This window comes from Prauserella flavalba, assembly GCF_003202235.1.
Lineage (GTDB): Bacteria > Actinomycetota > Actinomycetes > Mycobacteriales > Pseudonocardiaceae > Prauserella_A > Prauserella_A flavalba.
In genome coordinates, this window is sequence record NZ_MASU01000036.1 from 1 (window position 1) to 26,047 (window position 26,047).

The 26,047-nt window shown below is 70.0% G+C and carries 25 protein-coding genes and 1 pseudogene; 14 read left to right on the forward strand and 12 right to left on the reverse strand.

From position 1 onward, the window contains the following. Both BA062_RS39120 and BA062_RS39125 read right to left on the reverse strand, forming a co-directional pair. Positions 1–326: chromate resistance protein ChrB domain-containing protein (locus BA062_RS39120; protein WP_110344197.1), on the reverse strand; the 326-nt coding region annotated here is incomplete at its 3' end. Beyond that, entirely contained in the window at positions 323–829 is a 507-nt protein-coding gene (locus BA062_RS39125) for a Chromate resistance protein ChrB (RefSeq protein WP_110344198.1), read from the reverse strand. The genes BA062_RS39120 and BA062_RS39125, both read right to left, overlap by 4 nt. Before the next feature lie 96 nt (positions 830–925). Here BA062_RS39125 and BA062_RS39130 point away from each other — a divergent pair, with 96 nt between their 5' ends. Then, complete coding sequence (locus BA062_RS39130) at positions 926–1,966, forward strand: YncE family protein (RefSeq protein ID WP_110344164.1); 1,041 nt, start codon at positions 926–928, stop codon at positions 1,964–1,966. Positions 1,967–1,987: 21 nt separating this feature from the next. On the opposite strand, the gene BA062_RS40395 is transcribed toward BA062_RS39130, so the two are convergent. Next, positions 1,988–3,499: a DUF1259 domain-containing protein gene (locus BA062_RS40395; protein ID WP_210407126.1), complete on the reverse strand. Its 1,512-nt coding sequence runs from the start codon at positions 3,497–3,499 to the stop codon at positions 1,988–1,990. Between the two features lie 65 nt (positions 3,500–3,564). Beyond that, positions 3,565–3,891 (reverse strand): PepSY domain-containing protein, encoded by a 327-nt coding sequence (locus tag BA062_RS39145; protein ID WP_210407127.1) that lies wholly within the window; start codon positions 3,889–3,891, stop codon positions 3,565–3,567. A gap of 149 nt (positions 3,892–4,040) precedes the next feature. Between BA062_RS39145 and BA062_RS39150 the strand changes: the two genes are divergently transcribed. From BA062_RS39150 to BA062_RS39175, 6 genes are all read left to right on the forward strand, one after another. Then, complete coding sequence (locus BA062_RS39150) at positions 4,041–4,736, forward strand: response regulator transcription factor (RefSeq protein WP_110344166.1); 696 nt, start codon at positions 4,041–4,043, stop codon at positions 4,734–4,736. A 62-nt stretch (positions 4,737–4,798) separates the two neighbouring features. Next, complete coding sequence (locus BA062_RS39155) at positions 4,799–6,130, forward strand: sensor histidine kinase (RefSeq protein WP_168214221.1); 1,332 nt, start codon at positions 4,799–4,801, stop codon at positions 6,128–6,130. Next, positions 6,127–6,807: an ABC transporter ATP-binding protein gene (locus tag BA062_RS39160; protein WP_110344168.1), complete on the forward strand. Its 681-nt coding sequence runs from the start codon at positions 6,127–6,129 to the stop codon at positions 6,805–6,807. The genes BA062_RS39155 and BA062_RS39160 overlap by 4 nt, the downstream gene beginning before the upstream one ends. Then, positions 6,804–7,583, forward strand: a complete 780-nt coding sequence (locus BA062_RS39165; RefSeq protein ID WP_110344169.1) for an ABC transporter permease — start codon at positions 6,804–6,806, stop codon at positions 7,581–7,583. The genes BA062_RS39160 and BA062_RS39165 overlap by 4 nt, the downstream gene beginning before the upstream one ends. Before the next feature lie 32 nt (positions 7,584–7,615). Continuing rightward, positions 7,616–8,833 carry a chromate efflux transporter gene (chrA, locus tag BA062_RS39170; protein WP_210407128.1) on the forward strand — a complete coding sequence of 406 codons (1,218 nt, stop codon included), beginning with the start codon at positions 7,616–7,618 and terminating at the stop codon, positions 8,831–8,833. Between the two features lie 54 nt (positions 8,834–8,887). Continuing rightward, positions 8,888–9,958 (forward strand): Cj0069 family protein, encoded by a 1,071-nt coding sequence (locus BA062_RS39175; RefSeq protein ID WP_110344170.1) that lies wholly within the window; start codon positions 8,888–8,890, stop codon positions 9,956–9,958. Positions 9,959–10,104: 146 nt separating this feature from the next. On the opposite strand, the gene BA062_RS40155 is transcribed toward BA062_RS39175, so the two are convergent. Continuing rightward, positions 10,105–10,422: a hypothetical protein gene (locus tag BA062_RS40155; RefSeq protein WP_168214222.1), complete on the reverse strand. Its 318-nt coding sequence runs from the start codon at positions 10,420–10,422 to the stop codon at positions 10,105–10,107. Positions 10,423–10,729: 307 nt separating this feature from the next. Here BA062_RS40155 and BA062_RS39190 point away from each other — a divergent pair. Both BA062_RS39190 and BA062_RS39195 read left to right on the forward strand, forming a co-directional pair. After that, a pseudogene (locus BA062_RS39190) lies at positions 10,730–11,260 on the forward strand (transposase); the annotation flags it as partial. Positions 11,261–11,351: 91 nt separating this feature from the next. Beyond that, positions 11,352–11,753, forward strand: a complete 402-nt coding sequence (locus tag BA062_RS39195; RefSeq protein WP_110344173.1) for a hypothetical protein — start codon at positions 11,352–11,354, stop codon at positions 11,751–11,753. Here BA062_RS39195 and BA062_RS39200 read toward each other — a convergent pair. After that, a complete protein-coding gene (locus tag BA062_RS39200; RefSeq protein WP_110344174.1) occupies positions 11,725–14,097 on the reverse strand; it encodes an MMPL family transporter in 2,373 nt (790 codons plus the stop codon). The genes BA062_RS39195 and BA062_RS39200 overlap by 29 nt on opposite strands. Before the next feature lie 104 nt (positions 14,098–14,201). On the opposite strand from BA062_RS39200, the gene BA062_RS41145 reads away from it, so the two are divergent. Together BA062_RS41145 and BA062_RS39210 are read left to right on the forward strand one after the other, a co-directional pair. After that, on the forward strand, positions 14,202–14,801 hold the full coding sequence (locus tag BA062_RS41145) for a TetR/AcrR family transcriptional regulator (RefSeq protein ID WP_281271684.1): 600 nt from the start codon (positions 14,202–14,204) through the stop codon (positions 14,799–14,801). A 30-nt stretch (positions 14,802–14,831) separates the two neighbouring features. Continuing rightward, positions 14,832–15,590, forward strand: coding sequence for a patatin-like phospholipase family protein (locus tag BA062_RS39210; RefSeq protein ID WP_110344175.1), 759 nt, complete (start codon positions 14,832–14,834; stop codon positions 15,588–15,590). A 101-nt stretch (positions 15,591–15,691) separates the two neighbouring features. Here the strand turns inward: BA062_RS39210 and BA062_RS39215 are convergent, their stop codons facing one another. Next, positions 15,692–16,192, reverse strand: coding sequence for a PaaI family thioesterase (locus tag BA062_RS39215; protein ID WP_110344176.1), 501 nt, complete (start codon positions 16,190–16,192; stop codon positions 15,692–15,694). After that, complete coding sequence (locus tag BA062_RS39220; protein WP_110344177.1) at positions 16,185–16,865, reverse strand: TetR/AcrR family transcriptional regulator; 681 nt, start codon at positions 16,863–16,865, stop codon at positions 16,185–16,187. Before BA062_RS39220 ends, BA062_RS39215 begins: the two co-directional genes overlap by 8 nt. Positions 16,866–16,995: 130 nt before the next feature. Between BA062_RS39220 and BA062_RS39225 the strand changes: the two genes are divergently transcribed. From BA062_RS39225 to BA062_RS39235, 3 genes are read left to right on the forward strand one after another with little or no spacing between them, the layout of a single operon-like run. After that, positions 16,996–17,862 (forward strand): SDR family oxidoreductase, encoded by an 867-nt coding sequence (locus tag BA062_RS39225; protein ID WP_110344202.1) that lies wholly within the window; start codon positions 16,996–16,998, stop codon positions 17,860–17,862. Next, positions 17,859–18,908 (forward strand): LLM class flavin-dependent oxidoreductase, encoded by a 1,050-nt coding sequence (locus BA062_RS39230; RefSeq protein WP_110344178.1) that lies wholly within the window; start codon positions 17,859–17,861, stop codon positions 18,906–18,908. Before BA062_RS39225 ends, BA062_RS39230 begins: the two co-directional genes overlap by 4 nt. A gap of 11 nt (positions 18,909–18,919) precedes the next feature. Continuing rightward, positions 18,920–20,380 (forward strand): cytochrome P450, encoded by a 1,461-nt coding sequence (locus BA062_RS39235; RefSeq protein WP_110344179.1) that lies wholly within the window; start codon positions 18,920–18,922, stop codon positions 20,378–20,380. A gap of 155 nt (positions 20,381–20,535) precedes the next feature. Here the strand turns inward: BA062_RS39235 and BA062_RS39240 are convergent, their stop codons facing one another. The 4 genes from BA062_RS39240 to BA062_RS39255 all read right to left on the reverse strand — a co-directional run bounded on the left by BA062_RS39240 (position 20,536) and on the right by BA062_RS39255 (position 26,038). Beyond that, on the reverse strand, positions 20,536–23,304 hold the full coding sequence (locus BA062_RS39240; RefSeq protein WP_110344180.1) for a TetR/AcrR family transcriptional regulator: 2,769 nt from the start codon (positions 23,302–23,304) through the stop codon (positions 20,536–20,538). Positions 23,305–23,730: 426 nt separating this feature from the next. Beyond that, positions 23,731–24,630: an LLM class flavin-dependent oxidoreductase gene (locus tag BA062_RS39245; RefSeq protein WP_210407129.1), complete on the reverse strand. Its 900-nt coding sequence runs from the start codon at positions 24,628–24,630 to the stop codon at positions 23,731–23,733. Further along, on the reverse strand, positions 24,624–25,397 hold the full coding sequence (locus BA062_RS39250) for an SDR family NAD(P)-dependent oxidoreductase (protein WP_168214223.1): 774 nt from the start codon (positions 25,395–25,397) through the stop codon (positions 24,624–24,626). Before BA062_RS39250 ends, BA062_RS39245 begins: the two co-directional genes overlap by 7 nt. After that, positions 25,394–26,038 carry a TetR/AcrR family transcriptional regulator gene (locus tag BA062_RS39255; RefSeq protein ID WP_168214224.1) on the reverse strand — a complete coding sequence of 215 codons (645 nt, stop codon included), beginning with the start codon at positions 26,036–26,038 and terminating at the stop codon, positions 25,394–25,396. Before BA062_RS39255 ends, BA062_RS39250 begins: the two co-directional genes overlap by 4 nt. Between the last annotated feature and the right edge of the window lie 9 nt (positions 26,039–26,047).

The following is a 26,047-nucleotide window of genomic DNA, read 5'->3' on the forward strand; positions in this document are numbered from 1 at the left end:
AATAGGCCCCGTAGGGCGACGTCGAGGCCGGGGGCTTCGGGTGCGTCGTAGCGTTCGTCGTCGAGGTCGGCTTCGTGGATGATCTGGGCGATGCGCCACAGCACGGGGTCGTCGAGGTGGTAATGGCGCAGGATCGTTTCGAAGCTGCAATCGCCCTGGTGGTGGCCAAGCTCGACGCCGCGCATGTCGAATGCGGTGGCGTTGGCGGGCACCTCGGCGGGATCGGTGACGAAGACGAACTCAGCGTCGGGATCGATGTGGCGGCGGATGAGCCAGGCGCAGGCGGCGCGGTCGATGTGGATGCTGGCGCGGGTGGCCCACTTCACGACGGTTGTTCCTCCGGGTGCGGGATGGGCTGGGTGAGTGCGTTGACGGCGGCGTTGGCCTGGTCACGCTCTGCGGGCGGAAAGTAGTCGCGGCGGTGGATGCGGCGCAGTTCGGCGCGTAGGCGCCGGGCCAGCGACAGCCGGGAGGTCTCGTCGCGGCCTGCCGCGGCGGTGGCTTCGGTGATGACTTTGGTGTATTCGGCGGCGCGGGCGGTGGCCATCGCGGTGGCCAGGTCGCGTTCGGTGGCGGTGGTGCCGGGGTGGGCGATCCAGACGGAGGCGTTGCCGCCGGCGTCGAGGATCTCGTCGGCGATCCAGTCCAGGTGCTCGCGGGTGCGGGCGTCGGCCGGCAGGGCAACCAGGCCGTCGGAGATCTGGGCGACGCCGAGCCGCTTGAGCTTGCGCCAGATCGTGATCCGGGGTGTCGAAGGCTCTCGAGGGATCCGGTAGGACAGCAGCACCCACTCGCCGGGCGCGCCCGGCCGGGATGGCTGGACCGTCATGACCACCACCTCCACGCAACACACCGGGACACCACCACATGCACTGTAACCTTGGTTGCTCTGAGTCTGGCGACCTTGGTAGGAGAGGCAGGTGCGATGCCGCTGTCCGCGCGGTCCCGCTGGCTGCTGGCAGCGGCAGGTGCCCTGGTCGTGGCGCTGGTGGTGACGCTCGTGGTGATCACCCGGAGCGGCGGTGGCCAGCCGTCGGCGGCGACATTGCCGTTGCGACTAGCTGGTGAGGTGGCGTTGCCGGGTGATTCCTCGCGGTTCGACTACGCGAGCCTGGACGCCGATCGCGGCCTGCTGTTCGTGGCGCACCTGGGCGCCGGCGAGGTCGTCGAAGTCGACATCCGCGCGCACCGGGTTGTGCGCACAATCCCGAACCTCGCGCAGGTGCACGGGGTGCTGGTGGTGCCCGCGCTGCACCTGGTGTTCGCGACCGCGACCGGCGCGAACCAGATGGTCGCACTGGACGAGGACACCGGCGCAGTGCTCACGCAGGCGGCGACGGGTGACTACCCGGACGGGCTGGCCTACGACCCGCGGCGGGGCGCGATCTGGACAACGAATGAGTCCGGCGGTTCGGAGACCGTGATCGACGCCACCACCGGCGCGGTGCGCGGCACCGTGACGTTGGGTGGCGAGGTCGGCAACGTCGTCTACGACCCGACGAGCGACCGGATACTGGTGGCGGTCCAGGGCCACAATGAACTCGCCGTGATCGACCCAGCCTACCTGGTCGTCGAGCGACGGGTGCCGTTGCCGGGCTGCGAGCACGATCACGGCCTCGCCCTGGACGCGACTGACCGGCTGGCGTTCGTCGCGTGCGACGGCAACGCGACCCTGTTGACGATCGACCTGACCGGCTGGCAGGTGACCGGGACCGATCGGGTCGGTGAGGATCCGGATGTGCTGGCCTACGACCAGAGCGCGCATCGGTTGTATGTCGCCGCGGAGAGCGGCACAGTGACTCTGTTGGACCTGAGCGAGCGCCGGTTGACCGTGGCGGGCTCGACGCACCTGGCCGACGGCGCCCACGTGGTGGCGGTCGACCCGACCACACACCACAGCTTCTACCCAGTGCCGACGGGCACGGGCGGTCGTCCCGCGCTGCTGGAGCGAGAACCCGCCCCGTAGGTGCCGGGCTGGGTTGTCGGCTCAGTAGAGGTAGATGTCGACGAGGAGCGCGACGGCTCCAGTGGCCATCGACAGGTTGGCCACGTCACGCGCGGGCTGGTTGCGCATCGGACCGAAGGTGAGCAGGAGCGAGCGCACCGTGTAGGTGGCGATGCCGCTGCCGGTGTCCTGCCAGCTGATCGGGAATATCTTCAAGGGCAGGTCGGTGTAGAACTCGTAGGAGTGGGTGAGTTTCAGCACGATCTGCCAGCCGGCCGGGACCAGGAATCCGATGGCCGCGGTGGTCGCGATGAGACCGGGCCGGCGCCATTTGGGTACGGCCAGCATGAGCAGGACTTCGAGGACCGCGGTCATGGTTGCGCCGCCGAGCAGTTCGGGGTAGCTGAGCGGGGTGAGCACGCGACGGGCCTTTCGTGGGGTTCCGTACGGGTGGCGGCCGGTACGGTGCGGACGGTTCGCGCGGAGGTTCCGCACAGCTGACCTGAGCTGATATCGCGGCGACTGCCCGGTTCCCGCTGTGGCACGGGCAGCCGCCGCGGGGACCGTGAGATCAGCTGGGGGGTTGGAGATTGGTGGCGTCCAGCGCGGGCCGCAGCGCCTTGGCCAGCGTGACACCGTCGTCGACGGCCCAGAAGTGGGCGTAGAGAAGTGGGCGTAGAACAGCCGGGGTTGTTCGGTGAAGCTGTGGTTGTGCACCTCGACCAGGGAAATGCCGCCCTTGCGCAATGCCTGGATCACCTGCTGCACCTCGGGTGCGGTCATGACGAAGTCGCCGTTGATCGCCGCTTTGCCGCCGCCGACGGGCTGGAAGTTGATGCCGGTGGTCACGCCGAACGTGGGCGGCAGGACGTGCCCGTCGTCGGTGATGGTCTCCTTGCGGGCGACGGTGAACTTGTAGAGCCCACCGTCGGCAGTTCCCTTGCGCCCCAACACTTTGTCGATACCGGCGGTGTCCAGGTCGACCGGCGGCTGCTGACCCGGTGGCGCGGCGGCGGGCGGGATCGCAGTGGCATCCAGCGCGGCCTTCACCCCTTGGGCAAGCGCTGCGGGGTTGTCGCCCATGGCGTGGATGTGGGTCCACCAGATCGGCGGGTCCTGCTGCAGCAGGTGCTTGTGCAGCGCGGTCTGCTCGATCCCGTGCGCCTGCAGCGCGTCGGTGACCTTGGGCAGCTCGGCCTCGGTGACGACCAGGTCGCCCATGAGCATGACCCCGTCGTGGTACTTGGCGAAGGCGGCGTACCCGCCGAGCGACAGGCCGGGTTTGATCGCGACCCCGCCGGAGGTGACCCGCAGATCGTTGCGGGGCAACGGGATCCGGTACACGGTGTTGCCGTCGCCGAACTTCCCGGTCCGGCCCAGGGCGTCGGTGACTGGTTTCCAGTCCGCCTCGGTGGTGGGAATCGGCTGGTGACGGCCATGGGTGGTGTCACTGTCGGTGTCTGCGCCGGGGCCGGCCGCGCTGGTGGGGGTACCACAGGCGGCCAACGCCACCAGCAGCAGCGCAGCCAGCGGCGCGACCGCGCGCCGGGCCACGCCGGCGGTGATGAACGGCATGTCTGGTGTGCTCCTCGGATGTCGTCGGTCAGATGATCGTGGGGTCAGCCGTCGTCGCCGTCGCGGTCCTGGTCTGGGGCTTGGGTGCCCAGGACGTGGAAGTCCTTGTCCAGGTGGACCTCGACCGCGCTGCCGTCGGGCTTGGTGACGGTGACGCCGTAGACGGCGGCGCCCTCGTTGGTTTCGGCGTCGACGGCGCCGGCCTTTCCGCCGGGAACCGCTTGCACGGCGGCGGCGCGTGCCTGGTCGGCGGTGCTACCGCTGACCTCGTCGCCGTCACCACCGACGGCGGAGGCGATGCCGATCGCGCCGCCGGACAGGACCAGGACGCCGGCGGCGATCCCGATCCCGATCTTCGTCTTGTGGTTCACCGGTCTCTCCTGTTCAACTAGCGTGTAACCGTGGTTGCCTGAGCATGAGTAGTCCGTGGAGATGAAGCCACGATGAAGACGCCGCGGAATTCACCCGCCGGTGGTGCGACGCTGCCGCTGGCGGGTGCCGGATCGGAGGTGTCGGACGGGTGCGGGTGCTGGTGGTGGAGGACGAGCCGAAGATGGCCGGCCTGCTGCGCCGCGGCCTGGAAGAGGAGGGCTACGCCGTCGACATCGCGACTGACGGGGCCGAGGGGTTCGGGGCGGCCATCAGCCGGGACTACGACGCGGTGGTGCTGGACGTGATGCTGCCCAGGCTGTCGGGATTCGAGGTGTGCCGACGGCTGCGCCGAGACGGGGTGTGGGTGCCGGTGCTGATGCTCACCGCCCGTGACGCCGTCCCCGACCGGATCGCCGGCCTCGATGGCGGCGCGGACGACTACTTGACCAAGCCCTTCCATCTCGACGAGCTGTTCGCCCGGCTGCGCGCCCTGACCCGCCGCGGCCCCCTCGCGCGTCCCACTGTGCTGGGCGCTGGGGATCTGCGGGCGGATCCGGCGAGCCGCCGGTGCTGGCGCGGTGAGACCGAGATCGTGCTGACGGCCAAGGAGTACGCGCTGCTGGAGATGTTCCTGCGCCGGCCGGGAGCGGTGCTCACTCGCGAGATGTTGCTGGAGCACTGCTGGGACTTCGCCTACGAGTCCCATTCCAATGTGGTCGAGGTCCACATCCGCGCGTTGCGGGAGAAGATCGACCGGGCGTTCGGCGTGGTGTCGCTGGAGACCGTGCGCGGGGCCGGCTACCGGCTGCGCGCCGAGGGCGGACGAACGGACCCGCGGCCGTGAGGCCGTGGCGCTGGCCGACGCGGATCCGGCTCACGACGGCGTTCATCGTGTTGATGGCGGTGGTGCTGCTCGGCGTCGGGTTCGCGACGGTGTCCCACACGCGGTCCTCACTGGACGCCTCGATCACCGAAGCACTGACCTACCGGCTGAGCGACCTGCAGCCGATTGCGGCTACGGCCACGCCGGTGCTGTCCGGGGTCAGCCGCGACACCGGCCAGCAGGTGCTTGACCTGACCGGTCACCTCGTCGCCGCGTCGCCGGAAGTCCCAGAGCCGCTGCTGACTCCGGCGGAGCTGGCCTCGGCCCAGCGCGGCCGCGTGCTGGTGGATCACGCGGCAGCCGGGATGCTGGACGGGCCGGTGCGCATCGGCGCCGCCCCCACCGGCGATGGCAGCCGGATCGCGGTCGTCGCGGTCACCCTGTCCGACCGGGACGCCGCGGTAGCGGACTTGCGCCAGGAACTGCTGATCGGGCTCCCGCTTGCGCTGCTGGCTTCGGCCGTCGGGGCCTACCTGCTGGCCGCCGCCGCCCTGCGTCCGGTAGAACGGATGCGGGCCCGCGCCGCCGCGATCACCGCCGAAGCACCGGACCAGCGACTGCCCGTGCCCGCCGCGCGAGACGAGATCTCCCGCCTGGGGATCACCTTCAACGATCTGCTCGACCGGCTGCACGCCGCTCTGGAACGGGAACGGCAGTTCGTCGCCGACGCCAGTCACGACCTACGCACCCCGCTGAGCTTGCTGACCACCGAACTCGAACTCGCGCTGCGCCGCCCCCGCACCGCACGAGAGCTGACCGCCGCGCTTGGCTCGGCGTTGGAGGAAACCGGGCGCCTGTCCCGCCTGGCGCAAGACCTCCTCCTGCTGGCCCGCACCGACCAGGCGAGCATCGATCATGTCGGCATCACGAGCCGCTCGCCCGAGGTCGTCGAGGTGCGGCCAGTAATCGAATCGGTGATCGCCCGCTACCGCACCAGCACGGGTGAGCGCGAGGTGATCCTGGACAGCGCGCCGGGGCTCTCCGTGCGTACCGACGCGGACGATCTCGACCGCGCCATGGCCAACCTGATCGACAACGCCGTGCAGCACGGCCGGCCACCGATCATCATCACGGTCCAGCCCGCCGCCACGACCAGGTCGCAGGGCACGATGACCGTCGAAGTCCGCGACCACGGTCCGGGCTTCGACCCTGACTTCCTGCCCCGCGCCTTCGACCGTTTCACCCGCGCCGACGACGCCCGCACCCGCGGCGGCACCGGCCTCGGCTTGGCCATCGTCGCCGCACTCGCCCGCCGCAACGGCGGCCGGGTCACTGCCACCAACCACCCCGACGGCGGCACCACCGTCACCCTCACCCTGCGCGCCGCACCCACACCGATTCCGGCTTCCGGGTGACCACGAACAGCGGCTTTCTCCTCGACCAGGTCACGGTGACCCGCGGCGAGACCCGGCTGCTCGACGCGGTCAGCGCCCACCTGCCCGTCGGCCATTGCACGGCAGTGGTCGGTCCCAGCGGGGCTGGCAAATCCACCCTGCTGCGCCTGCTCAACCGGCTGGACGACCCCGGCAGCGGCCAGATCCTGCTCGACGGCATCCCCATCTCCGACCTTGACGTGCTCGACCTGCGCCGCCGCGTCGGCCTGGTCGCCCAACAACCCGTCCTGCTCACCGACCGCGTGGCCGGCGACCTGCGCCTCGGACAGCCCACACTCGGCGACCACCGCATGTGCGAGCTTCTGGAACGCGTCGGGCTGCCCGCCGGTTTCGCGCAGCGCCGCACGAGTGAACTGTCCGGCGGCGAGGCACAACGGGTGTGCCTCGCGCGGGCGCTGGCCGTCGAACCCGAGGTGCTGTTGCTGGACGAACCCACCTCTGGGCTGGACGGCGTGAGCAGCGGCGTGATCGTCGAGGCCGCCCGCGATCACGTCGCCGCAGGCGGGACCGTGGTGCTGGTCAGCCACGACCTCGCCGTCGTGCGCGGCATCGCCGACACCGTGCTGGTCCTCGAGCACGGCCACCTGATCGCGCACGGGCACCCCGACGAGATCGACTACCTGGAGGCCGGGCGATGACCGGACTGGCCGAACTGGGTTGGGGCGGTGTCGCCGCTTCCCTGGTCCTCGTGGCCCTCGCCGCCGCAGTCGCTTGCCGGCAGCGCCTGCACCTGACCCGCGAGCTGATCATCGCGTCCATGCGCGCCGGGGTGCAGTTGATCGCGGTCGGCGCGCTGCTGCTGGTGATCTTCGCCCACGCCGGGCTGCCCGGCGGGTTCGCCTGGGTCGTCATCATGATCCTCGTCGCCGGGCAGGTCGCCGGCCACCGTGGCACCGGCCTGCCCCGCGCTCGGATAGCGGCCACCGCCGGAGTCGCCACCGGCAGCGTCGTGACCCTCGGCGCGCTGCTGGCTCTCGGCGTGATCTCCGCCGAAGCCCGTGTGGTGGTCCCGGTCGGCGGCATGATCGTCTCCGGCGCGATGCAGGCCGCCGGGGTGGCTCTCCGCCGGCTGTGCGAGGACGTCCAGCAGGCCCGCCCGGCCATCGAGGCCCGGCTCTGCCTCGGGTTGCCCGCCCGCGAGGCGTTCCTGCCGCACCAGCGCTCCGCGTTGCGCACCGCGCTGCTGCCCGCGATCGACTCGACCAAGGTCGTCGGACTAATCAGCCTGCCCGGCGCGATGACCGGGCTGATTCTGGCCGGGGTCGACCCGCTCACCGCGATCCGCTACCAGATCGTCGTGATGTACATGCTGCTCGCCGCCACCGCCCTCGCCGCGCTGGCCACCGCCCGCCTGGCCGAACACGCCCTGTTCGACCACGCCCACCGGCTCGTCCCACTCCCCGAACCCACCTAGCCAGACGATGTAACCATGGTTACAGTGCAGATGTGAGCCAGGTGCGACCCGAACACTCCGACAACGCGGACACCCCAGCACCGGTGGGGTTCGCGCGAGTCCTGGGCTACTTCCTGCGACTGGGCACCATCGGGTTCGGCGGGCCGATCGCCACCGTCGGCTACATGCAACGCGACCTCGTCGAACAGCGGAACTGGATGGCCCGCCAAGACTTCCTCGACGGCGTCGCACTCGGCCAGACCATGCCCGGCCCGCTCGCCGCCCAGGTCGCCATGTGGGTCGGCTACCTGCGCCGCGGCCCTCTCGGCGCGCTCGCCGTCGCGGTGGCGTTCATTGCCCCGTCGTTCCTGATCGTCGTCACCGTCGGGTTTCTGTACTCCCGCTACGCCGGCCTGCCGGTGGTGCAGGCGCTGTTCTACGGCATCGCCCCGGCCGTGATGGCGATCATCACCATCGCCGCGGTGAAACTCGTGCGGCTGACCGACCGCCGCGATTGGCGCCTGTGGGCTATCAGCGCGCTGGTGTTCGTGCTCACCGCCCTCACCGGGACCGAACCCGTGCTGGTCATCATCGGCGCCGGGCTGCTGATGATCCTGCTCGACGCCCGGCCGCGCCTGCGCTGGCCGCACCGGCGCGGAAAGGACGGCGAGCAACCGCCCGCACGGGACGACGGCCCGTCCCGGTCTCTCCCATTCGCGTTGCCCTACGGTGCGCTCGGTGCCGTCGTGGGTGGCGGAACGCTGCTCGCGCTCGGCCTGTTCTTCCTCAAAACCGGTGCCGTCGTGTTCGGCTCGGGCCTGGCCATCGTGCCGTTCCTGCGCGACGGGGTCGTCAACCAGCACCACTGGCTCACCCAGGCCCAGTTCCTCGACGCCGTCGCGATGGGCCTGATCACCCCCGGACCAGTCGTGATCACCGCCGGATTCATCGGCTACCTCGTCGCCGGCCTGCCCGGCGCGATCGTCGCCACCGTGGCGATCTTCACCCCGATCTACCTCGGCGTCATCGTCCCCGGACCCTGGTTCCTGCGCCACCGCGACAACAAACAGGTCAAAGCCTTCGTCACCGGCGCGACCGCCGCCGCGGCCGGTGCCCTCTGCGGTGCCGTTGTTGTCCTCACCCGCCAGGCCGTCACCGACTGGACCACCGCCGCCATCGCGATCGTCACCCTCGGCCTGTTGTGGCGCTTCAAAATCGGCGAACCGTACATCGTGGTCGCCGCAGGAGCGCTGGGAATCCTGCTGCATTGATTCACCGAGCCGCCACGACCAGCGGCGCCGTGGCATCCACACGAAGGAGGTTGTGTGTCTCACTCGGTTTCGGCGCCCAGGATCGGGCTGCTGTCGCGTGGTGACCGATCATCGGGCCGCCAGTCCGCTTGTGCCGAGGCCAGGCTCGCGCCGCTCGTCACGGCGTTCGCCGAACGGGACGTGACCGTCGAACCCGTCGTGTACGGGGACGACCAGATCGACGATGTTCGCCGGCAGATGCTCGGCCTGGACGGCGTGCTGGTGTGGGTCAACCCGCTGCAGGACGGCGCGGACCGCTCCCACCTGGACGCCCTCTTACGCGAGGTGTCCGCCTGCGGGGTCTGGATATCCGCACACCCCGACGTCATCATGCGGATGGGCACCAAGGAAGTCCTGTACTCCACCCGCGATCTGGGCTGGGGCACCGACACCGCGCTCTACCGATCCCCGGACGAGTTCGCCCTGCGCAACCCGCGGCTGGCCGCACACCGTGTCCTGGTGCTCAAACAGGGCCGCGGCACCGGCGGCACCGGCGTCTGGAAAGTCGAACTGACCGACACCTCCACCCCGGACGCGGTGGTGCGCGTCCAGCACGCCGAAACCCGCGACAGCACCACCGAGCAGATGACCTTGACCGCGTTCCTGCGACACAGCCGCAGCTACTTCACCTGGTCCGGCTTCCTCGTGGACCAGCCGTTTCAACAGCGACTGGCCGACGGCATGATCCGCGCCTACTTCGTGCACGGCCAACTGGTCGGATTCCAACACCAATGGCCAACCGCCCTGCTCAATGCCGGCCAGATAGTTCGGCCAGACCCACGCGGCATGGAAGACCCGGACACCCCCACGTACCAACCGCTGCGCGAGTCCCTGGAGACCGAATGGATCCCACGGCTACCGAGCCTGCTCGGCCTCGACACGGCCGCGCTGCCGGTGATCTGGGACGCCGACTTCCTCTACGGCCCCAAAACCGACACCGGCATCGACACCTACGTTTTGTGTGAGATCAACGTCAGTTGCGTCTGGCCCTACCCCGAACAGGCGGCAGCCACGATCGCTCAAGCCGCACTCGACCAAGTTCTGCGCACGATCACCACACGCAGCCGAACCACGCTCACCGAATGACGGCTGGCAGACCGACGCCGAGGACACCGGAGGCGGGACACCTTAGGGGAACAAGCGAAAAGTTGACGAAAACGCCGACACCAGCGCCACCCCCTACGAGCCGCTGACCTGCGGTTTTGCGGTGTCTAGGGGGTGGCGCTGGGGGTTCATCTGTGGACCTTGGGGGAACTTACTACAACACAAAAACCCAGGTAGAAGCCCTGAAGACCCTGCTCAGGAAGCTTCCAGACCCCACCGAGCCGGCTCCACCGCCTGTAGTCCGGCCCAAACCACGACGGGCACGCCAGCTCGACGCTGGCCAGGTCCAGGAACTCATCGCCGGATACCAGGCCGGAGCAACCGTTTACGAACTCGGTGCGCGGTTCGGCATCGAGCGGCGGACAGTCAGCAACATCCTTCGCCGACATCAAGTGCCGATGCGGCGGCGCGGTCTCTCCCCCGAGCAGGTTGACGACGCCATCCACCTTTACAACCTTGGCTGGTCGTTGGCACGAGTCGGCGGACATCTGGGAGTCGACCACACCACTGTGCTGACCAAACTCCGCCAGCGCGGCGTCCCCACTCGAGACAGTCACGGCCGACCACGAGCGTGAACGTCACCGAGGCGGTCGCGCAGAGGCAAGGTCGTCGTCAGCCTGGGTATCGCGGAGGCTGCTGGCACGCGCTTGGCGACGACCAGGTGGTCGGCCGTCGAGAGGTTTCCCGACAGCCCGATGGACGGCCATTCCTGAGCATCGACGTCTGGTACGACGACGCGTTCTGCCGCCTGCCGGGCTGGTGGCCGCGATCGGCGCGACCCTGCCCGGCGCGTCCTGGCAACGCTGCCGCACGCATTACACGGTGAACCTGATGTCGGTGTGCCCCAAGGCATCCTGGCCATGGGTGCGGACTCTGCTGCACTCGGTGTTCGACCAAGCCGACGCCGAATCCGTTGCCGCTCAGTACGACCGGACGCTCGACGCGTTGAGCCACAAGCTACCGAAGGTGGCCGAGCACCTGGACGCGGCCCGCGCGGACCTGCTGGCGTTCACCGCTTTCCCCAAGCAGATCTGGCGTCAGATCTGGAGCAATAACCCGCAGGAGGGGCTGAACAAGGAGATCCGCAGGCGCACCGACGTGGTCGGCATCTTCCCCGACCGCCAAGCCATCATCCGGCTCGTCGGCGCGGTCCTGGCCGAACAACACGACGAATGGATCGAAGGCCGCCGCTACCTCGGCCTGGACGTCCTGACCCGCTGCCGCACCACCACCCAGCCCACCAACCCCGAGGAGGACACCACCCCAGCAGCCCTCACCGCATAACCCGACCACGGATTACGCGGTGACCTTCGATACACCACGTCTCTGGACTTGACCCGGTGCCGATCGGGTCAACGACGCCTGCCGGCGGGCGTTGGAGGCCGAGGCGGTCAACGTCGGGCTGATCGATCGCATGCTCGAACGGGGCCTGACCGATACGCCACCACAAGTCGGCCAACCGGGCAGGGCGAACCGGTTCATCAGCGACACCACCGCCATCACCGACCTCACCACCCGCATGGACACCGCCGCCCGCCACATCACCATCCCCACCCTGCTCATCCGGGGACGCTTCAGGTCCCGGCGGGGCCAAGGGTGTGCCGCCGGGACAGCGCCTGCACCGTTGCTGTTCCGGACTTTGTTCCGGTGGCGTTGCGCCGCTGTCGGACTGCCCGTCCGCGGCTTTCGCGAGGGGAACGCCGACCTGTCCGGCGGCGGCTGTTCGGGTGGGTGGGTTCGCTACCGTTTCACGGACGGTCGTCGCGGGGTGCGGTGATCATCGTGGCTGCCGCTGGCTGGTCACGGCTCTGGGTGCGCAGAGCCTCGTGCAGACGGTCGCCTTCGATGTCGAGGTTGGGCAGGACGCGGGAGAGCCACCGGGGCAGCCACCAGGCGCGGTCGCCGAAGAGGGCCATGACGGCGGGGACGAGCGTCATCCGGACGACGAACGCGTCGATGAGGATACCGACGGTGAGGGCGAACCCGATCTGGGCGATCATCGGTTCGGGGCTGAACACGAACCCGGCGAACACGGCGGACATGATCACCGCGGCGGCCACGACCACGCGGCTGGCCTGTTCGAAACCGTGCACGACCGCGTCGCGGCCGTGGTCGTGGTGGAGGGTGGCCTCGCGCATGGAGGAGACGAGGAACATCTCGTAGTCCATGGCCAGCCCGTACAGCACGCCCGCGACGATGATCGGCAGCATGCTCAGCACGGGAGAGGTCGCGTCCATCCCCAGGGCCTGCTGCAGCCAGCCCCACTGGAACACCGCGGTCGTCGCACCGAGCGCGGCGCCGATGCTGAGCAGGAAACCGAGGGTGGCCTTGACCGGCACGAGGATCGACCGGAACACCAGCAGCAGCACGATCAGCGAGAGCGCGAGCACGACCGCCACATAGATAGGCAGCACGTCGGCGAGCCGGTCGGACACGTCGATACCCAGCGCGGAGAACCCGGTGACCCCCACAGTGATCCCATCGGTGACGCCATCGTGGGCGGCCAGTCGCGCGGTCTGGTCGCGTAGGGTCCGGACGAGGGTGGCGGTGGCCTCGTCGGTGGGGCCGGTGGCGGGGATGACGGACAGGATCGCGGTCGTGCCGGCGTCGTTGAGCGCGCCGAGGTTCACCGCGGCCACCCCGTGCGTCGCAGAGAGGTCCTGGTAGAGGCCGGCGAGCCGCTCGGGTGGGATCGCGGTGTCGTCGGTGCTGGTGACCGCGAGGATCAGCGGGCCGTTGTAGCCGTCACCGAACGCGCGGGCCACGGTGTCGTAGCTGTCGCGTTGCGGCGTGCCGGTGTCGTAGCTGGAACCCGCGGGCAGGCCGAGGTTCATGGCCAGGGCTGGTATGGCCAGCACGGCGGCGACCGCGATGGCCGCGGCCCCGCCCACGATCGGCCTGCGGGTCAGCGTGGTGGCCCAGGCGTGGGCCACCGGGTGGCGGGTCCGCTTTCCGGTCCGCCGCTCGGCGCTGCGCCGGGCCGCCGGCGAGCAGATCCGTTCCCCGACCAGACCGAGCAGCGCGGGCAGTGCGGTCAGCGCGGCGAGCACAGCGATCGCGACGGTGGCGGCGGCGACCAGCGCCATCGTGGTGAGGATCTGGATGTTCACCACGAGCAGACCGACCAGCGCGATAATGACCGTGCTGCCGGCGAAGAACACCGCGTTACCCGCGGTGCCCATCGCCCGGCCGGCCGCCTCGTGCGCGGTCAGGCCCTGGTCCAGGACCAGCCGCCGCTGCCGGTTGACGATGAACAACGCGTAGTCGATCCCGACCGCGAGACCGAGCATCAGCGCCAGCACCACCGTCACCGAGTGCATCGAGAACACCGCGGACAGGGCGAACGCGCCACCGACCCCGACCCCCACCCCCAGCAACGCGGTCACCAGCGGAAGCCCGGCCGCGATCACGGAGCCGAGGGTCAGCAGCAACACCAAGGCCGCCACCACCACGCCCACGAACTCACCGACCCCCAGCACGTCCGGCACCTGCAGCATGACCGACGACGGCAACACCTCGATGTGCGCACCGGCGACCGCGTCCTCGGCGACGCCCACGACCCGGTCGACCGTGCCCGCCGGCAATTCGAAGGTCTGCCGGTCGAACTGGAACTGAACCAACGCGACGCTACGATCGGCCGACACGACCACCCCGGGAACGGGCCGGCCGTCCATCACCAGCGGTACCGGCGCGCCCGGCGGTGGTGCGCTCGCCGACCGCACCCGCTCGATCGCGCCGGCCGCACGCAGCAGCGGGCTGTCCGCACCTTTCGCGGCCTCCTCGGCCAGCATCCGCCGGGCGTCCACGACATGGTCGGCGCCATAGATCCCGTCGACCGCGGCCAGCACCGCCGCCCGGTTGCCCCCCTCGTCGACGCGCTGCCCGTCCTCGGCGGCGAACGCGATCACACCCTGCCCACCCGAGGCCGCCGGCAGCGACCTCGCCAGCTGGTCGATGGTCTCCTGCGCCGGAGTCCCGTCGATCCGGATCTCGTTGGTCAGCCGCACAGGCTGCACCACCAGCGCGACCGCGATCACCGCCAGCAGCAACAACCACGCGCCCAGCACCCGCCACGGCCGGCCGAAGGCGAACCGTCCCACCCGATACAGCAACGTCGACACGTACACTCCCCGGCAACAAGTGATAGCGAACTCTCGAACCGAGAGTAAGCTATCACCCATAGGGTGGCGGGTGCGCCCAGGAACCGGGAGGACGATGCGGCGATATGGCCTCACAGTCGATGTCGTCACGGTCGCTGTCGTCACGCGCGGACGCGCTGTCCAACATCGCACGAATCCTCGACGCCGCGCGCCGGGTATTCGCCACCGGCGACGGCACCGGGCCCCTCACCCACATCGCGCGCGAGGCCGGTGTGGGCATCGCGACCCTCTACCGGCACTTCCCCAACCGGGAATCCCTCGCCTGCGCCGTGTACGACCAGATCTTCGCCACCGAGATCGAACCCGCACTCGCCACCTTCGCCGACACCGGCGCATCCCGGCAGGCCCTGCTTGACGTCGCCGAACGAATCAGCGACCTCATCCTGCGAGAACCCGGCCTGGTCGCGGCGATCGGGCAGCTCACGGAGGTCACCGGCGAACTGCTCCGCCGCAGCATGCAGACCTTCACCCCCATCCTGCGCGCCGCCCAGCAAGCAGGCAACATCCGCCCCGACATCACCCCCGAAGACATCCCCGTGCTGCTCGCCCTCGCCACCACCGCCTTCAGCACCACCAACCTCGACCGTCGTACCCGCCGCCGCTACCTGAGCCTGCTGCTCGACGCGCTCAACCCGTCGCGGTCCACCCCGATGCCGCCACGCTGAACGTCTCGATCAACAGTACGGAGTCGCGTCATGCCCACCCCGCGGGTTGGTCTCGCCCTGGGCGGCGGTGCCGCACTGGGCGCCGCCCACATTGGTGTCCTGCATGCACTCGCCGAGCGGGGCATCGAACCGCGGATCGTCACGGGCACGAGCGCCGGAGCGCTCGTCGGCGCGGCGTTCGCGGCCGGGTTGCCGCTGGATCTCATCGAGGAGCGGGTCCGCGTGGCGGGCTGGGCGACCTTCGGCAAGTTCACCCTCACGCCACGCCTGGCCCTGCTCGACAGCTCCGTCCTGTCGGTCTCCGTCGGTGTGCTCGGCCCAGAGCCGAGGATCGAGCATTTGCCACGTCGGTTCGGCGCGGTAGCCACCGACCTGCGCACACGGTCGGCCGTCGTGCTCACCAACGGCCCCCTCGACCTGGCGCTGCGCGCGAGCATCGCCGTCCCCGGACTGTTCCCCCCGGTCTCCTGGAACGGTCGTCTCCTGGTCGACGGCGCGCTCGCGGACAACCTGCCCATCACACCCGCCCGAGATCTCGGCGCGGACCTCGTCATCGCCGTGCGGCTACGCCCAGGCTGGCAGTGGCCCGGCACCGGCCGCGTCACCGCCGCGACCGTCGCCGCTGCACGCGACGACACGGGGATCCTGGTCGTCGAACCCGACCTGCGACGATATTCCCCATGGTCACGAACGGACGTTCCCCACATCATCGACGCGGGACGACGCGCCGCCGATACCGCGCTGGCCCGGTTCGCCTGGGAGATCGGTGACCAGGACCAGGCATCCTGAGACCGGTTCGAGGCGAGTTCGTGCCGGCGGAACCGACGGACCAGATCACCGAACCCATCAAGATCATCGGTCGTCCGCCGGCCGCGGTGTCCGCGCGGCTTTCAGTGGTGGTGTTCGCGGTCGTGTGGTTGGTGGTGGGTGAACATGGCCTGCACCTCGGTGTCGGCGCCGTGGGGGGCGAAGTGGTTGTGGTCGACGGTGAGGAACAGGGCTTCGGCGGTGAACCGGGTGAGGCCGTCGGGGCCGGTGCCGGTGGCTTCCAGGTGCAGTCGCCGGCCATGGCGGTGCTGCAGGCGTGCGGTGATGCGGTGTGGCTGGCCGAGCGGCACCGGTGCGAGGTAGTTGACGGTCAAGGTGCGGGTGACGGCGACTTCTTCCACGAGGTAGAGGACGAACCCGAACAGGTCGTCGCAGGCCGCCGAGATCGCGCCGCCGTGTGCCAAGCCGGGGGCGCCGCGGTGCCGCGGGTCGAAGGTGATGTCGGTGACCACGGTGTCCCCGTCGCGGTGGACGTCCAGGTGCAGACCGGCCGGGTTGTCCGGTCCGCACCCCAGGCACTGAGGGTGGTGCGGTGGCAGCGAGATGGGCATGGGGTCAGCCATTGCGTGTCGATCCTTCGGTAGCGGCCGGCATGGCCGGGTCGCGGGGTTGAGATGGGCTTCGCCGGGTGGCGGCGGCGAACAGGGTGGCGGCGACATCGATGATGTTCTGGCGGTCGACCGGGAGTTCGCCGCTGAGCCAGGCCATGAGCAGTTCGGCGAGGCCGCCGGTGAGCAGGAGACCCGCGATCTGGTCATGGGGTGGGGAGAGTGCGTCGGCGCCGTGCAGAGCCTGGGCCTGGGTGGCGATCAGCTGGGCGAACTCGCGCAGCAGTTCGTGGCGTCGGGTGCGCAGCGGCTCGGCGGCGGCGGATTCCAGCATGGCCACACGGCCGATGCGCGGATCGCCGGTGAGCAGGTCGACGAACGCGCTGATCGCCGCCGTGGCCTTCCGGTAGGGATCACCGCCGGGGGTCGCCAGGGCGCGCAGCCCGACATCACGGATCCGCTCGGCGACCCGGTCGAGCACCGCCAGCAGCAGCTCGTCACGGTGGGCGAAACTCTCGTAGAAGTACCGCTCGGTCAGTCCTGCCCGCGCGCACACCGCGGTCATCGTGGTCTGCTGCCACCCTTCGGTGCCCAGCAGATCCAAGCCGGCTTCCAACAGCTGCTCGCGCCGCTGGTCGCGGCGTTGCTGAGAACTGACGCCTCGATAGCTGCGCTTCGGCATCGACATGCACCCATCTTGACATACGTTCCTGTCAGAACCATTCTGACTGTAGTTCCTGTCAGAATTCGGTGGTCGGCAACGGAGGCGATACGACGTGACGCAGCGAGGCAGGAAGGTCCGACGGCACGCGGAGACCGTGCCGGCACTTGCCGGTGTGGTGGTGGCGATCACCGGGGGTTCACGCGGAATCGGGCTGGCGACCGCTCAGGCCCTTGCCGCGGCGGGGGCCACGGTCGCGATCGGTGACCTCGATGTCCCACCGGGGTGGCTGGCGGACCAGCACCCCGCCGTCCGTGCCTGGCGGGTGGATGTGACCGACCAGGATGCGTTCGCCGGGTTCCTGGACGAGGTCGAGTCGACCTGCGGACCGCTGGATGTGCTGATCAACAATGCGGGGATCATGCCGTTGGGGTCGCTCGGTGACGAGCCGGCGTCGGTGGCGGCCCGGCAGTTGGCGATCAACCTCCATGCCGTGATCCACGGCAGCCGTGACGCTCTGCGCCGGATGCTTCCGCGTGGGCGGGGACACATCGTCAACGTGGCCTCGCAGGCGGGCAAAGTTGGCTTCCCCGGCGCGGCCACCTATTGCGCCACCAAACACGGTGTCGTGGGCTTGTCCGAGGCGTTGCGCGCCGAACTGCGGGGCAGTGGGGTGGCGGTGTCGTGTGTGATGCCCACGGTGGTAAGGACCGAATTGGCCACTGGGCTGGGTGAGTCCCCGCTGGTGCGGCCGGTCACGCCGCAGCAAGTGGCCGACGCGATCACGGCTGTGCTGCGTCGGCCGCGGTTCGACGTGTACGTGCCGCGGTCGCTGGCGGTGGTCAACCGGCTGCTCGTGCTGGCGCCCCGTGCGCTGCGCGACGCCCTGCTGCGGATCTCGGGCGCGGATCGGGTCCTCGCCGGCGCTGACCCGGTCGCCCGGGCTGGTTACGACGCCCGTGCTGTGCCCGAGCGCGGGCAGGACGCGATGGCCGACCGGCCGAGGGAACGGGAACGTCGATGACGAGCGACGCGGCCACTCCTGCGGCGGTGCATCGTGGACTGTCGCTCGTGTGCACCGGTGGGAATGTGCACGAGGTGGCGGCGATGGCCGCGGACGCCGAACGAGCGGGGTTCGAGTCGGTGTGGGCGGCGGAGTTCTACGACCGCTCGGCGGTGGTCGCGGTGGCGGCGATGGCCGCGGTGACCGAGTCGATCACACTGGGCACCGGAATCGCCTACGCGTTCGGGCGCAGCCCCCTGGTGCTGGCCATCGAGGCGCGGGATCTGGACGCACTGTGCGGCGGTCGGCTGATCCTCGGACTGGGCACGGGAACACGGCGCATGCAGCAGGACTGGCACAGCCTGTCCGGAGAACATCCCGCACCCCGGGTCGAGGAACTGGTGCCGCTGCTGCGCAGGCTGTCGCGGCTGGACGAGGGGCCGGTGCGGCACGAGGGCCGGTTCTACCGCGCACACGTGATCCCAACCGCGCCCGTCGCGGTCCCGACGCGGCCAGCGGTGCCGGTGTATCTGGCCGGGGTGAACACGCGCATGGTGCGCGCTGCCGGGGCGGTGGCCGACGGATTGGTGGGTCATCCACTGTTCACCCCGGAGTACCTGCGCCACACCGTGCGGCCTGCGCTGCAGGCGGGCGCCGACCGCGCCGGACGCACCGGGCCAGTGCCGGTGGCCGGGTATGTGATCTGCGCGGTGGATCCCGACGAAGACCGTGCTCGCAGGATGGCCGCCGCGCAAATCGCGTTCTACGCCTCGGTGAAAACCTACGACTCCATCCTCACTCTGCACGGCTTCACCGACGAAGCGGGCGCCATCCGGGCGGCGCGTCGCGCTGGTGACCTGGAGGCGATGGTGGCCGCAGTGTCGGACGGGATGATCGACACCATCGCCGTGGCCGGCAGTCCTGAGCAGGTCCGCAGCCAGTTCGCCGCACGGTGGGCGGGTCTGTACGAGCGGACCCTGCTGTATCCGCCTTCCTTCGCCGGCCCGTCGGCCACCACCGCCGTGCTCGACGCCTTCGCACCACTCACCCGCACCCCTACCACATAAGGAGAGCCGTCATGGTCCACATCATCGAGCGCACCACCCAGGCGGCGCGGCAGCGCCTGTCCTCGGTGCTGGTCGCACCAGCACCCCGGGCGGTCGACGAGGCGTGGCGCCGGTTCAGCCGCCGCTGGCCCACCACTGACCTGGCCACCCCACCCGAGGGCAGCGGCCTGCGGGCGGTCCGCGGCGACTACGGCCCGCCCGTGGTGGGGCACCTGCTCGACTACATCCGCTTCGGCACCGAGTTCGGCCGCGAACGCTACGACCGCTACGGCCCGGTCACCTGGATGGGCGCGTTCGGCACCCGCGTCGCCGTGGTGGCAGGCCCCGAGGCGACCCAGCGCGTGTTCACCAACGCCGACAAAGCCTTCTCCCAAGCCGGCTGGCAGTTCCTCATCGACCGGTTCTTCCACCGCGGGCTGATGCTGCTCGATTTCGACGAGCACAAGATGCACCGCCGCATCATGCAGCACGCCTTCACCCGCGACCGCCTCGCCGGCTACACCCACCAGATCAGCCCGCGTGTGCGCGCCACCATCCCCAACTGGCCGACCCAACGACCGGTACGGCTGTACTGGCTGCTCAAACGCCTCACCCTGGACATCGCGACCCAGGTGTTCATGGGCGGCCGCGGCGGCTCCACCGACACCGAACGGATCAACCAGGCGTTCGTCGCCACCGTCCGCGCCGCCAGCGCGCTGGTGCGCGCCCCGCTGCCCGGCACCCGCTGGCGCGCCGGCGTACGCGGCCGCCGAGTCCTCGAAGACTACTTCGCCCAGCACCTGCCAGCCGCCCGCGCCAGCACCGGGGAGGACCTGTTCGCCGCGCTGTGCCAGGCCACCACCCCCGAAGGCGAGCACTTCAGCGACGACGACGTCATCAACCACATGATCTTTCTGATGATGGCCGCCCACGACACCGCCACCATCACCACCACCGCCGCCGCCTACTACCTCGCCACCCACCCCGACTGGCAAGACCGCGCCCGGCAGGAATCCCTCGCCCTCGGCGACGCCCCCCTCGACATCGACGCCCTGGACAACCTCGACACCCTCGACCGCGTCATCAAAGAAGCCCTCCGGCTACTGGCCCCCGTGCCCCTCGTGATGCGCAAAACCGTCACCGACACCGACATCCTCGGCCACTACCTGCCCGCCGACACCCTCGTCGCCCTCGCCCCCGCCATCAACCACTACGTGCCCGAATACTGGACCGACCCCGACACCTTCGACCCCGACCGCTTCGCCCCACACCGCCGCGAAGACCACCGTCATCGCTTCGCCTGGCTCCCCTTCGGCGGCGGCGTGCACAAATGCATCGGCATGCACTTCGGCACCCTCGAAGTCAAAACCATCCTGCACGAAATGCTGCGCACCACCCACTGGACCATTCCCCACGGCTACCACATCCGCTGGGACAACACCTCCCTCCCCGTGCCCTCCGACGGACTCCCCGTACACCTCAACCCACTCTGAGCCCCCAACCGCGACACCTGCACCGTGCCAGCAACCACGAGGACACGGACACCCCCGGCCGGTGGCCAACTCGAAAGGGGACCGTCTCAGGCAAGCACGATCCCCAACGATAGGTGCACCGCAACGAACAGCACTCCGGCCGGCACCCAGCTCGGTTACTCGGGGCCGGCGGTGCGCTGTCCTTGGCGCAGGCGGCTGGCGACGTAGCTGGCGCGGTCGCCACCGTTTTCGCGGTGCCAGGCGCTGGCGGTGGTGTCGGCGACGCCGAGCAGGTCGGCGAGCATCTTCCAGTGGACCGAGCCGACCAGCGAGAGCCACGCGCCGTTGCGGGCGGTGCGGACACTGGGGACACCGAGCTTGCGCAGTCGAGTCTGCAGCGTGGCTGAGGTGATCGGCCGGTCGGGGCGCAGCCCGGGGAACAGGTAGGGCGTCGGGCGGTCCCGCAGCGCGCCAGCGAGCGGGCGGCGGTTGGTGACGAGCCGGTGCAGCAGCGCGGAGAGCCGGGGCCGCAGCCACAAGGAATCGCGACCGAGACGCAGGCCGAGGATGCCGGGTTCGTCGGGATGGGCGAGGACATCGTCGGCGGTGAGGTTGACCAGGCGCCAGCAGCTTTGGCCGTACTGCAGGACCAGGCAGCCGGCGACCCGGTCCGCCAGCGGCAGCGTGTCGTCGGTCTCCAGCGTGACGGCGAGCAGGACACGGTCGGTGTCGCTCATGATCTCCCGGTCGCCGGTGTGGCGCGAGGTGCCGATCGCGACGTGGGCCGGGGCCAGGCCGTTGGTCGCGGCCCACAGCAGGAACGAGCGGGCATGGTGCTGGCGGGGCCGATTGCGGATCAGCCAGCGGTCCACCACGGGTTGGGTGAGAGTGGCCAGGCTTGTGCCGCGGGTGCCGAGGTAGCTCAACAGCAGGCGGGCGCCGTCCAGCTTCCGGCGGAGGTGTTCACGCTGGTAGTACGTGAAGCAGGCGTCCTGCTCGGCGTGTTGGTGGACCAGCGGCATCAGGTGCCATCGGGCGTAGCGGGCCAGGATGGTCTTGTCGTGCGGGGTGGTCGCCCGCTCCAACAGGGTCTGGACGTCGCGGGTGAGCTGGGCGAGTTCTTCCTCGCGGGGTTCGAGGAGTTCGGCGAGCACCAGCAGGCCGCGCAGGTGCTGCACGGCGGTGGTCTGCCGCAACTCGTCGAGCGCTTGGTGGGTGCAGGCCAGTTCGCCGGTGACCAGCCGGCGGATGAGTTGCCCGCCGGGCCGGCGCAGGTACAGGCACAGCGAGTAGGGGTTGTCGTAGTTCTCCAGCAGCTCGGCCAGCGGCGCCAACCAGGCGGCCGGTTGCCCGTCGGGTTGGGTGAACACCTCGCCCAGGTCGCGGCGTGCGGTGCAGGACGGGCACTGGCCGCGGAGCAGACGGCCCATCGCTCCGCAGGTTGGGCACTGGTAGGAGAACGTGACGCCCGCGCAGTCCGGGCACAACGGTCCGGCAGCCTCGCGGCGGAACACCCCGGCCAGCTCACCGCAGCGGTGGCAGCGCGCGTGCGTGAGTCGTACGGCGTCCACACAGGACAGGCAGACCGGGCCTTCCGGCCAGTGCCGTTCGGCGCGGGCTGTGGTTCCGCACCGGGCGCACGGGACCTGGGCGGCCAGGTGGCACGGCACGCACCTGGCCACACCGTCCGCACCGGGCATCGGCATCGACGGTCGTTGCCCGCAGTCGTCGCACGGTGGCCCGGGCCTTACCACTTCCCAGCACGCTTTGCACCACGGTCCATTGTGGTCGCGAGAGCACACGACCTTGCGAGCGCCGCAGCCCGAGCACGGTTCGGCCTGCGCCCGGCGGCGGCAGCGGTCACACCACGGTTCGCCGTCGGCGTCGCGATAGACCACCAACCGGGTCCGGCCGCAGTTACAGCACGGCTGACGCGGAATAGCCCGCTGAGCGCAGGCCCGGCAGCCGCCGGTGCTCACGATCCCGACCTTGCGGGTCTTGCCGCAGCGCGGGCACAGCACCTTCGGCGCACGCCGGTTATCGCACCTCTCGCACAGCGGGCCCTCGTCGGTGAGCCGAGCCGCCGGCTTGTCCTCACCGCAGTCGACGCAGCGGCGCAATGGCCGTTGATGCTCGCGCTGGTAGCACGCCTTGCACACCGGCCATCCCTCGTCGCGGATGGCGACCGGTGCCGTCCGGCCGCACCGCGAGCAGGGTTCGGCCAAGTGCGCCTGGCGGCACCGCTCGCACCACGCTCCCTCCTCGGTGTGAACGGCGGCCAAGACGACCTTGCCACAGACCCAGCACGGCTCGCGGGGAAGTGAGCCCGCCAGGATGGCTCGGGCAACCGCCGCCCAGTCCGTGATCAGCCGCTCGGTACCGCGCCGCTCACCGCGCAGCACATTGGAAATCGCCAGGCCGCGCAGGAACTGCACGGTCAGCGACGCCACCATGGGGTAGCGTTCGTCGGCCACCACATCCTCGCCGAACACCTCGGCGACCACCCGGTAGAGATCCCTGCGTGCCCGCTTCTCCTCGCAGCGCAGCACCTCGCGCAGCGCGCTGTCCGTGCGTGCGGCCGCCCACAATTCCAGTTCGGCAATGAATGCTGGGCGCACCACCGACGCGCACAGCACCCGAACAGCACGCTCCACACGATCGAGGTTCGCCGGCGCCGCGGCATCGACCTCGACCTCGGCCTGCCGTACTGCCGCCTCATTGCGCTCCATCAGCGCGCGGATCGTGGCTCCCAGCATCGCCTCCCGAGTGGGGAAGTGATGTAGCAACGCGCCCCGGCTGAACCCACCAGCGCGTTGCACCCGCACGGTTGTGGTCGCCGCAAGTCCGCGCGTGGTCAGCAACTCCACCGCGATCTGGACGATCCGCTGCCGTGTCGCCTCACGCTGCGCGGCCCGTATGCCCGAGGGCCTGCTGTCCGGCGGCATGACCGAACCATTTCACAGTCACATGTGACTGTCAATGTTCGAGGAGTGGGCGTCTGGCAGTGTGGGGTTACGGGTTCAAGTCCCGCCAGTGTGACCGAGGCGTGGCCGGACCGTGTAGCCGCCGTCAGGGGCGTCGCGGCTGGTCCCCATGCCGGCACACCCAGCGCATCGCTGATGAGATCGGCCAGGCCGACGACGTCGCCTGCGATCTCGTCGCCGTCGCGCGATGCAGCACACCATGGACGAACGACGTTCGATCGGAGTGCGAAGTCGAGTTGCGCAGGATCAACCGCGTGCCACGCGGCCAGGCGGGTAGTTGCTGATGTAGGCGAACACCGCCCGGCGAGCCCGGACGCGGGTGACCCAGACCCGGGTGCCGATCTCGGCCTTGAGGACCGGCGAAGAACGACCGTGACTACACCGTGACTACTCGTTGCCGAGCACGTCGGCGAGCGCCTCGTACTGCGCGTGGTGATCGGCGGCCGCCGGGAACAGGACGAACTCCTCGACTCCGGCCGAGGCCAACTCGCGCAACCTGGCCGCGACCTCGGACGCCGAGCCGATGAGGGCATACCGCTCGATCTTGCCGAACGGTATCCGGTACTGCCCTTCGATGAACCGTGCCGTCTCGGCGCGCCCCGCGTCATTCTGTCCGATGTGGACGAATGCGAGCAGACCGATGCGGGGGACAGGCCGGGCGACCTCGTCGCTCAGCGCGCGCAGCCGATCCCGCGCGCCGGCGATGCGCCCTGCGTCGGCCCACATGCCGAGCCACCCGTCGCCGAACAGCGTCGCCCGCCGGAGCGCCGCCTCGCTGCGCCCGCCGATCCAGATGGGTGGTGGTTTCGCGTGCGGCGACAGGGTCGGGACGGTGACGTGATACGGCGCGTCAACCGTGGCCGGCTTGCCGGACAACAGATCCGGCAGCGCGCGCAACACGGTGTCGGTGCGCCGGGCACGCTCGCCGACCGGCACGCCCGCCGCCGCCCACTCGTCCGGATTCTCGCCGCCCACGCCGATACCGAGGTCGACCCGCTCGTTGCTGAGCACCTGCAGCGAGGTGATCTGCTTCGCCGTCCACGCCGGATGACGCAACGCCAGCAGCAGCACACCGAAGCCGAGCCGCACCCGTTCGGTGACGGCCGCGGCCGTGGCCAGTGCCACGGTGGCCTCCACCACCGGCGTGTGGAACGCGAGGTGGTCGCCGACCCACACCGAGTCGGCGCCGACGCGCTCAAGATGTTGTGCGGCACCGGCGATATCGGCCACGCCGGTGCCGAACGGATCGGAGATCGGCAGCATGACCCCGATGCGCGGCCTCACCATCCGGCCACCAGCCCACCGTCGACCACGATCGCCTGGCCGGTGAGGTACGCCGATGCGGGCGAGACCAGCAGGAGCAACGCGCCGTCCAGGTCTTCCGGCACCCCCCACCGCCGGGCGGCGATCCGGCGCATCGCGCGCCGGTGGAACCTCGGATCCTCGCGCAGGTGCGTGACCATGTCGGTGTCCACCCAGCCGGGGCACAGCGCGTTGACCGTGACGCCGCTCGATGCCCATTCCACGGCGAGCGAGCGGGTCAGGCCGAGCACGCCGGACTTGGACGCGACATACGGTGCCGCATACGGCTCGCCGACCAGGCCGAGCGCGCTGGCCACCGTCACGATCCGGCCCCAGCCGCGGGCGAGCATCCCGGGCGCGAGGCACCGGGTCAGCGTGAACACGCTGCGCAGGTTCACCGCCAGCACGTCGTCCCAGTCCGTTGTGGACATTTCTACCGCTGGTGCGGTCCTGGACAGTCCAGCGTTGTTCACCAGGATGTCCGCGCCGCCCCAGCGCTGCTCGATCCGCTCGGCAAGTCGCTCACCGGCGTCGGGTTCACCCAGATCCGTGGGCAGCACGATGGTGTCGTTGCGCAGCGTGGCCGCTACCTCGTCCAGCCGGGCCTCGTCCCGCGCGACGAGCGCCACGCTCGCACCTGCCGCGTCGAGCACCTGGGCGGCTCGCGCGCCGATTCCCCGGCTCGCGCCGGTGATCACGGCGCGGCGCCCGTCGAGGGCGAACAGTTCCGCCGGGCTCGCCGCCGCGGTCACGTCGCCGCCCCGGGCGACATGAACAGCCGGAGCAGGCTGTCGACCACGGCCTGGGACATCTGGCTGAAGTCCTTCTTCCGCGTCGGCCGGAGCCACACCGGTACGTAGTTCATGCCGCCGTACAGGTTGTGAATCGCGGCGGCCTCATCGTCCACATGGAACTCACCGTTCTTGACGCCCTCGCGCACCACGGAACGGAAAATCGAGTAGTGCTCGCGCTGAAGCTCCCGGATACGCTCCCGGTACGCCTCCGGCCAGTCCAGCGGTTGCCGGAACAGTGAGGCCATGTGCGGGGACCGGTGCACAATCGTGTCCAGTTGATACTTGATGAGCGCGATCAGCCGGTCGCGCGCCGGTACCGACCGGTCGGCGGCGATGGCCCGCAATTTCCCGTTGACCTCGGTCCCGACCGCCTCCATGCACGCCATGACCAGCGTTTCCTTGCTCGGAAAGTAGTGGTACAGCGTGGCTTTGCTGAGGTCGATCCGTTCGGCGATCTCGTCGAGGTTGGTGTCGTGGTAGCCACGTTCGGCCAGCACTTCGGAGGCGGCGGCGAGAATGTCGGCCACCTTGCGGTCGCGGCGACGGGCCACCCGATTCGATTTCGGCGGTGAGCCCGTGTCCGATGCCGGCACTGGCACTGCTGTCCT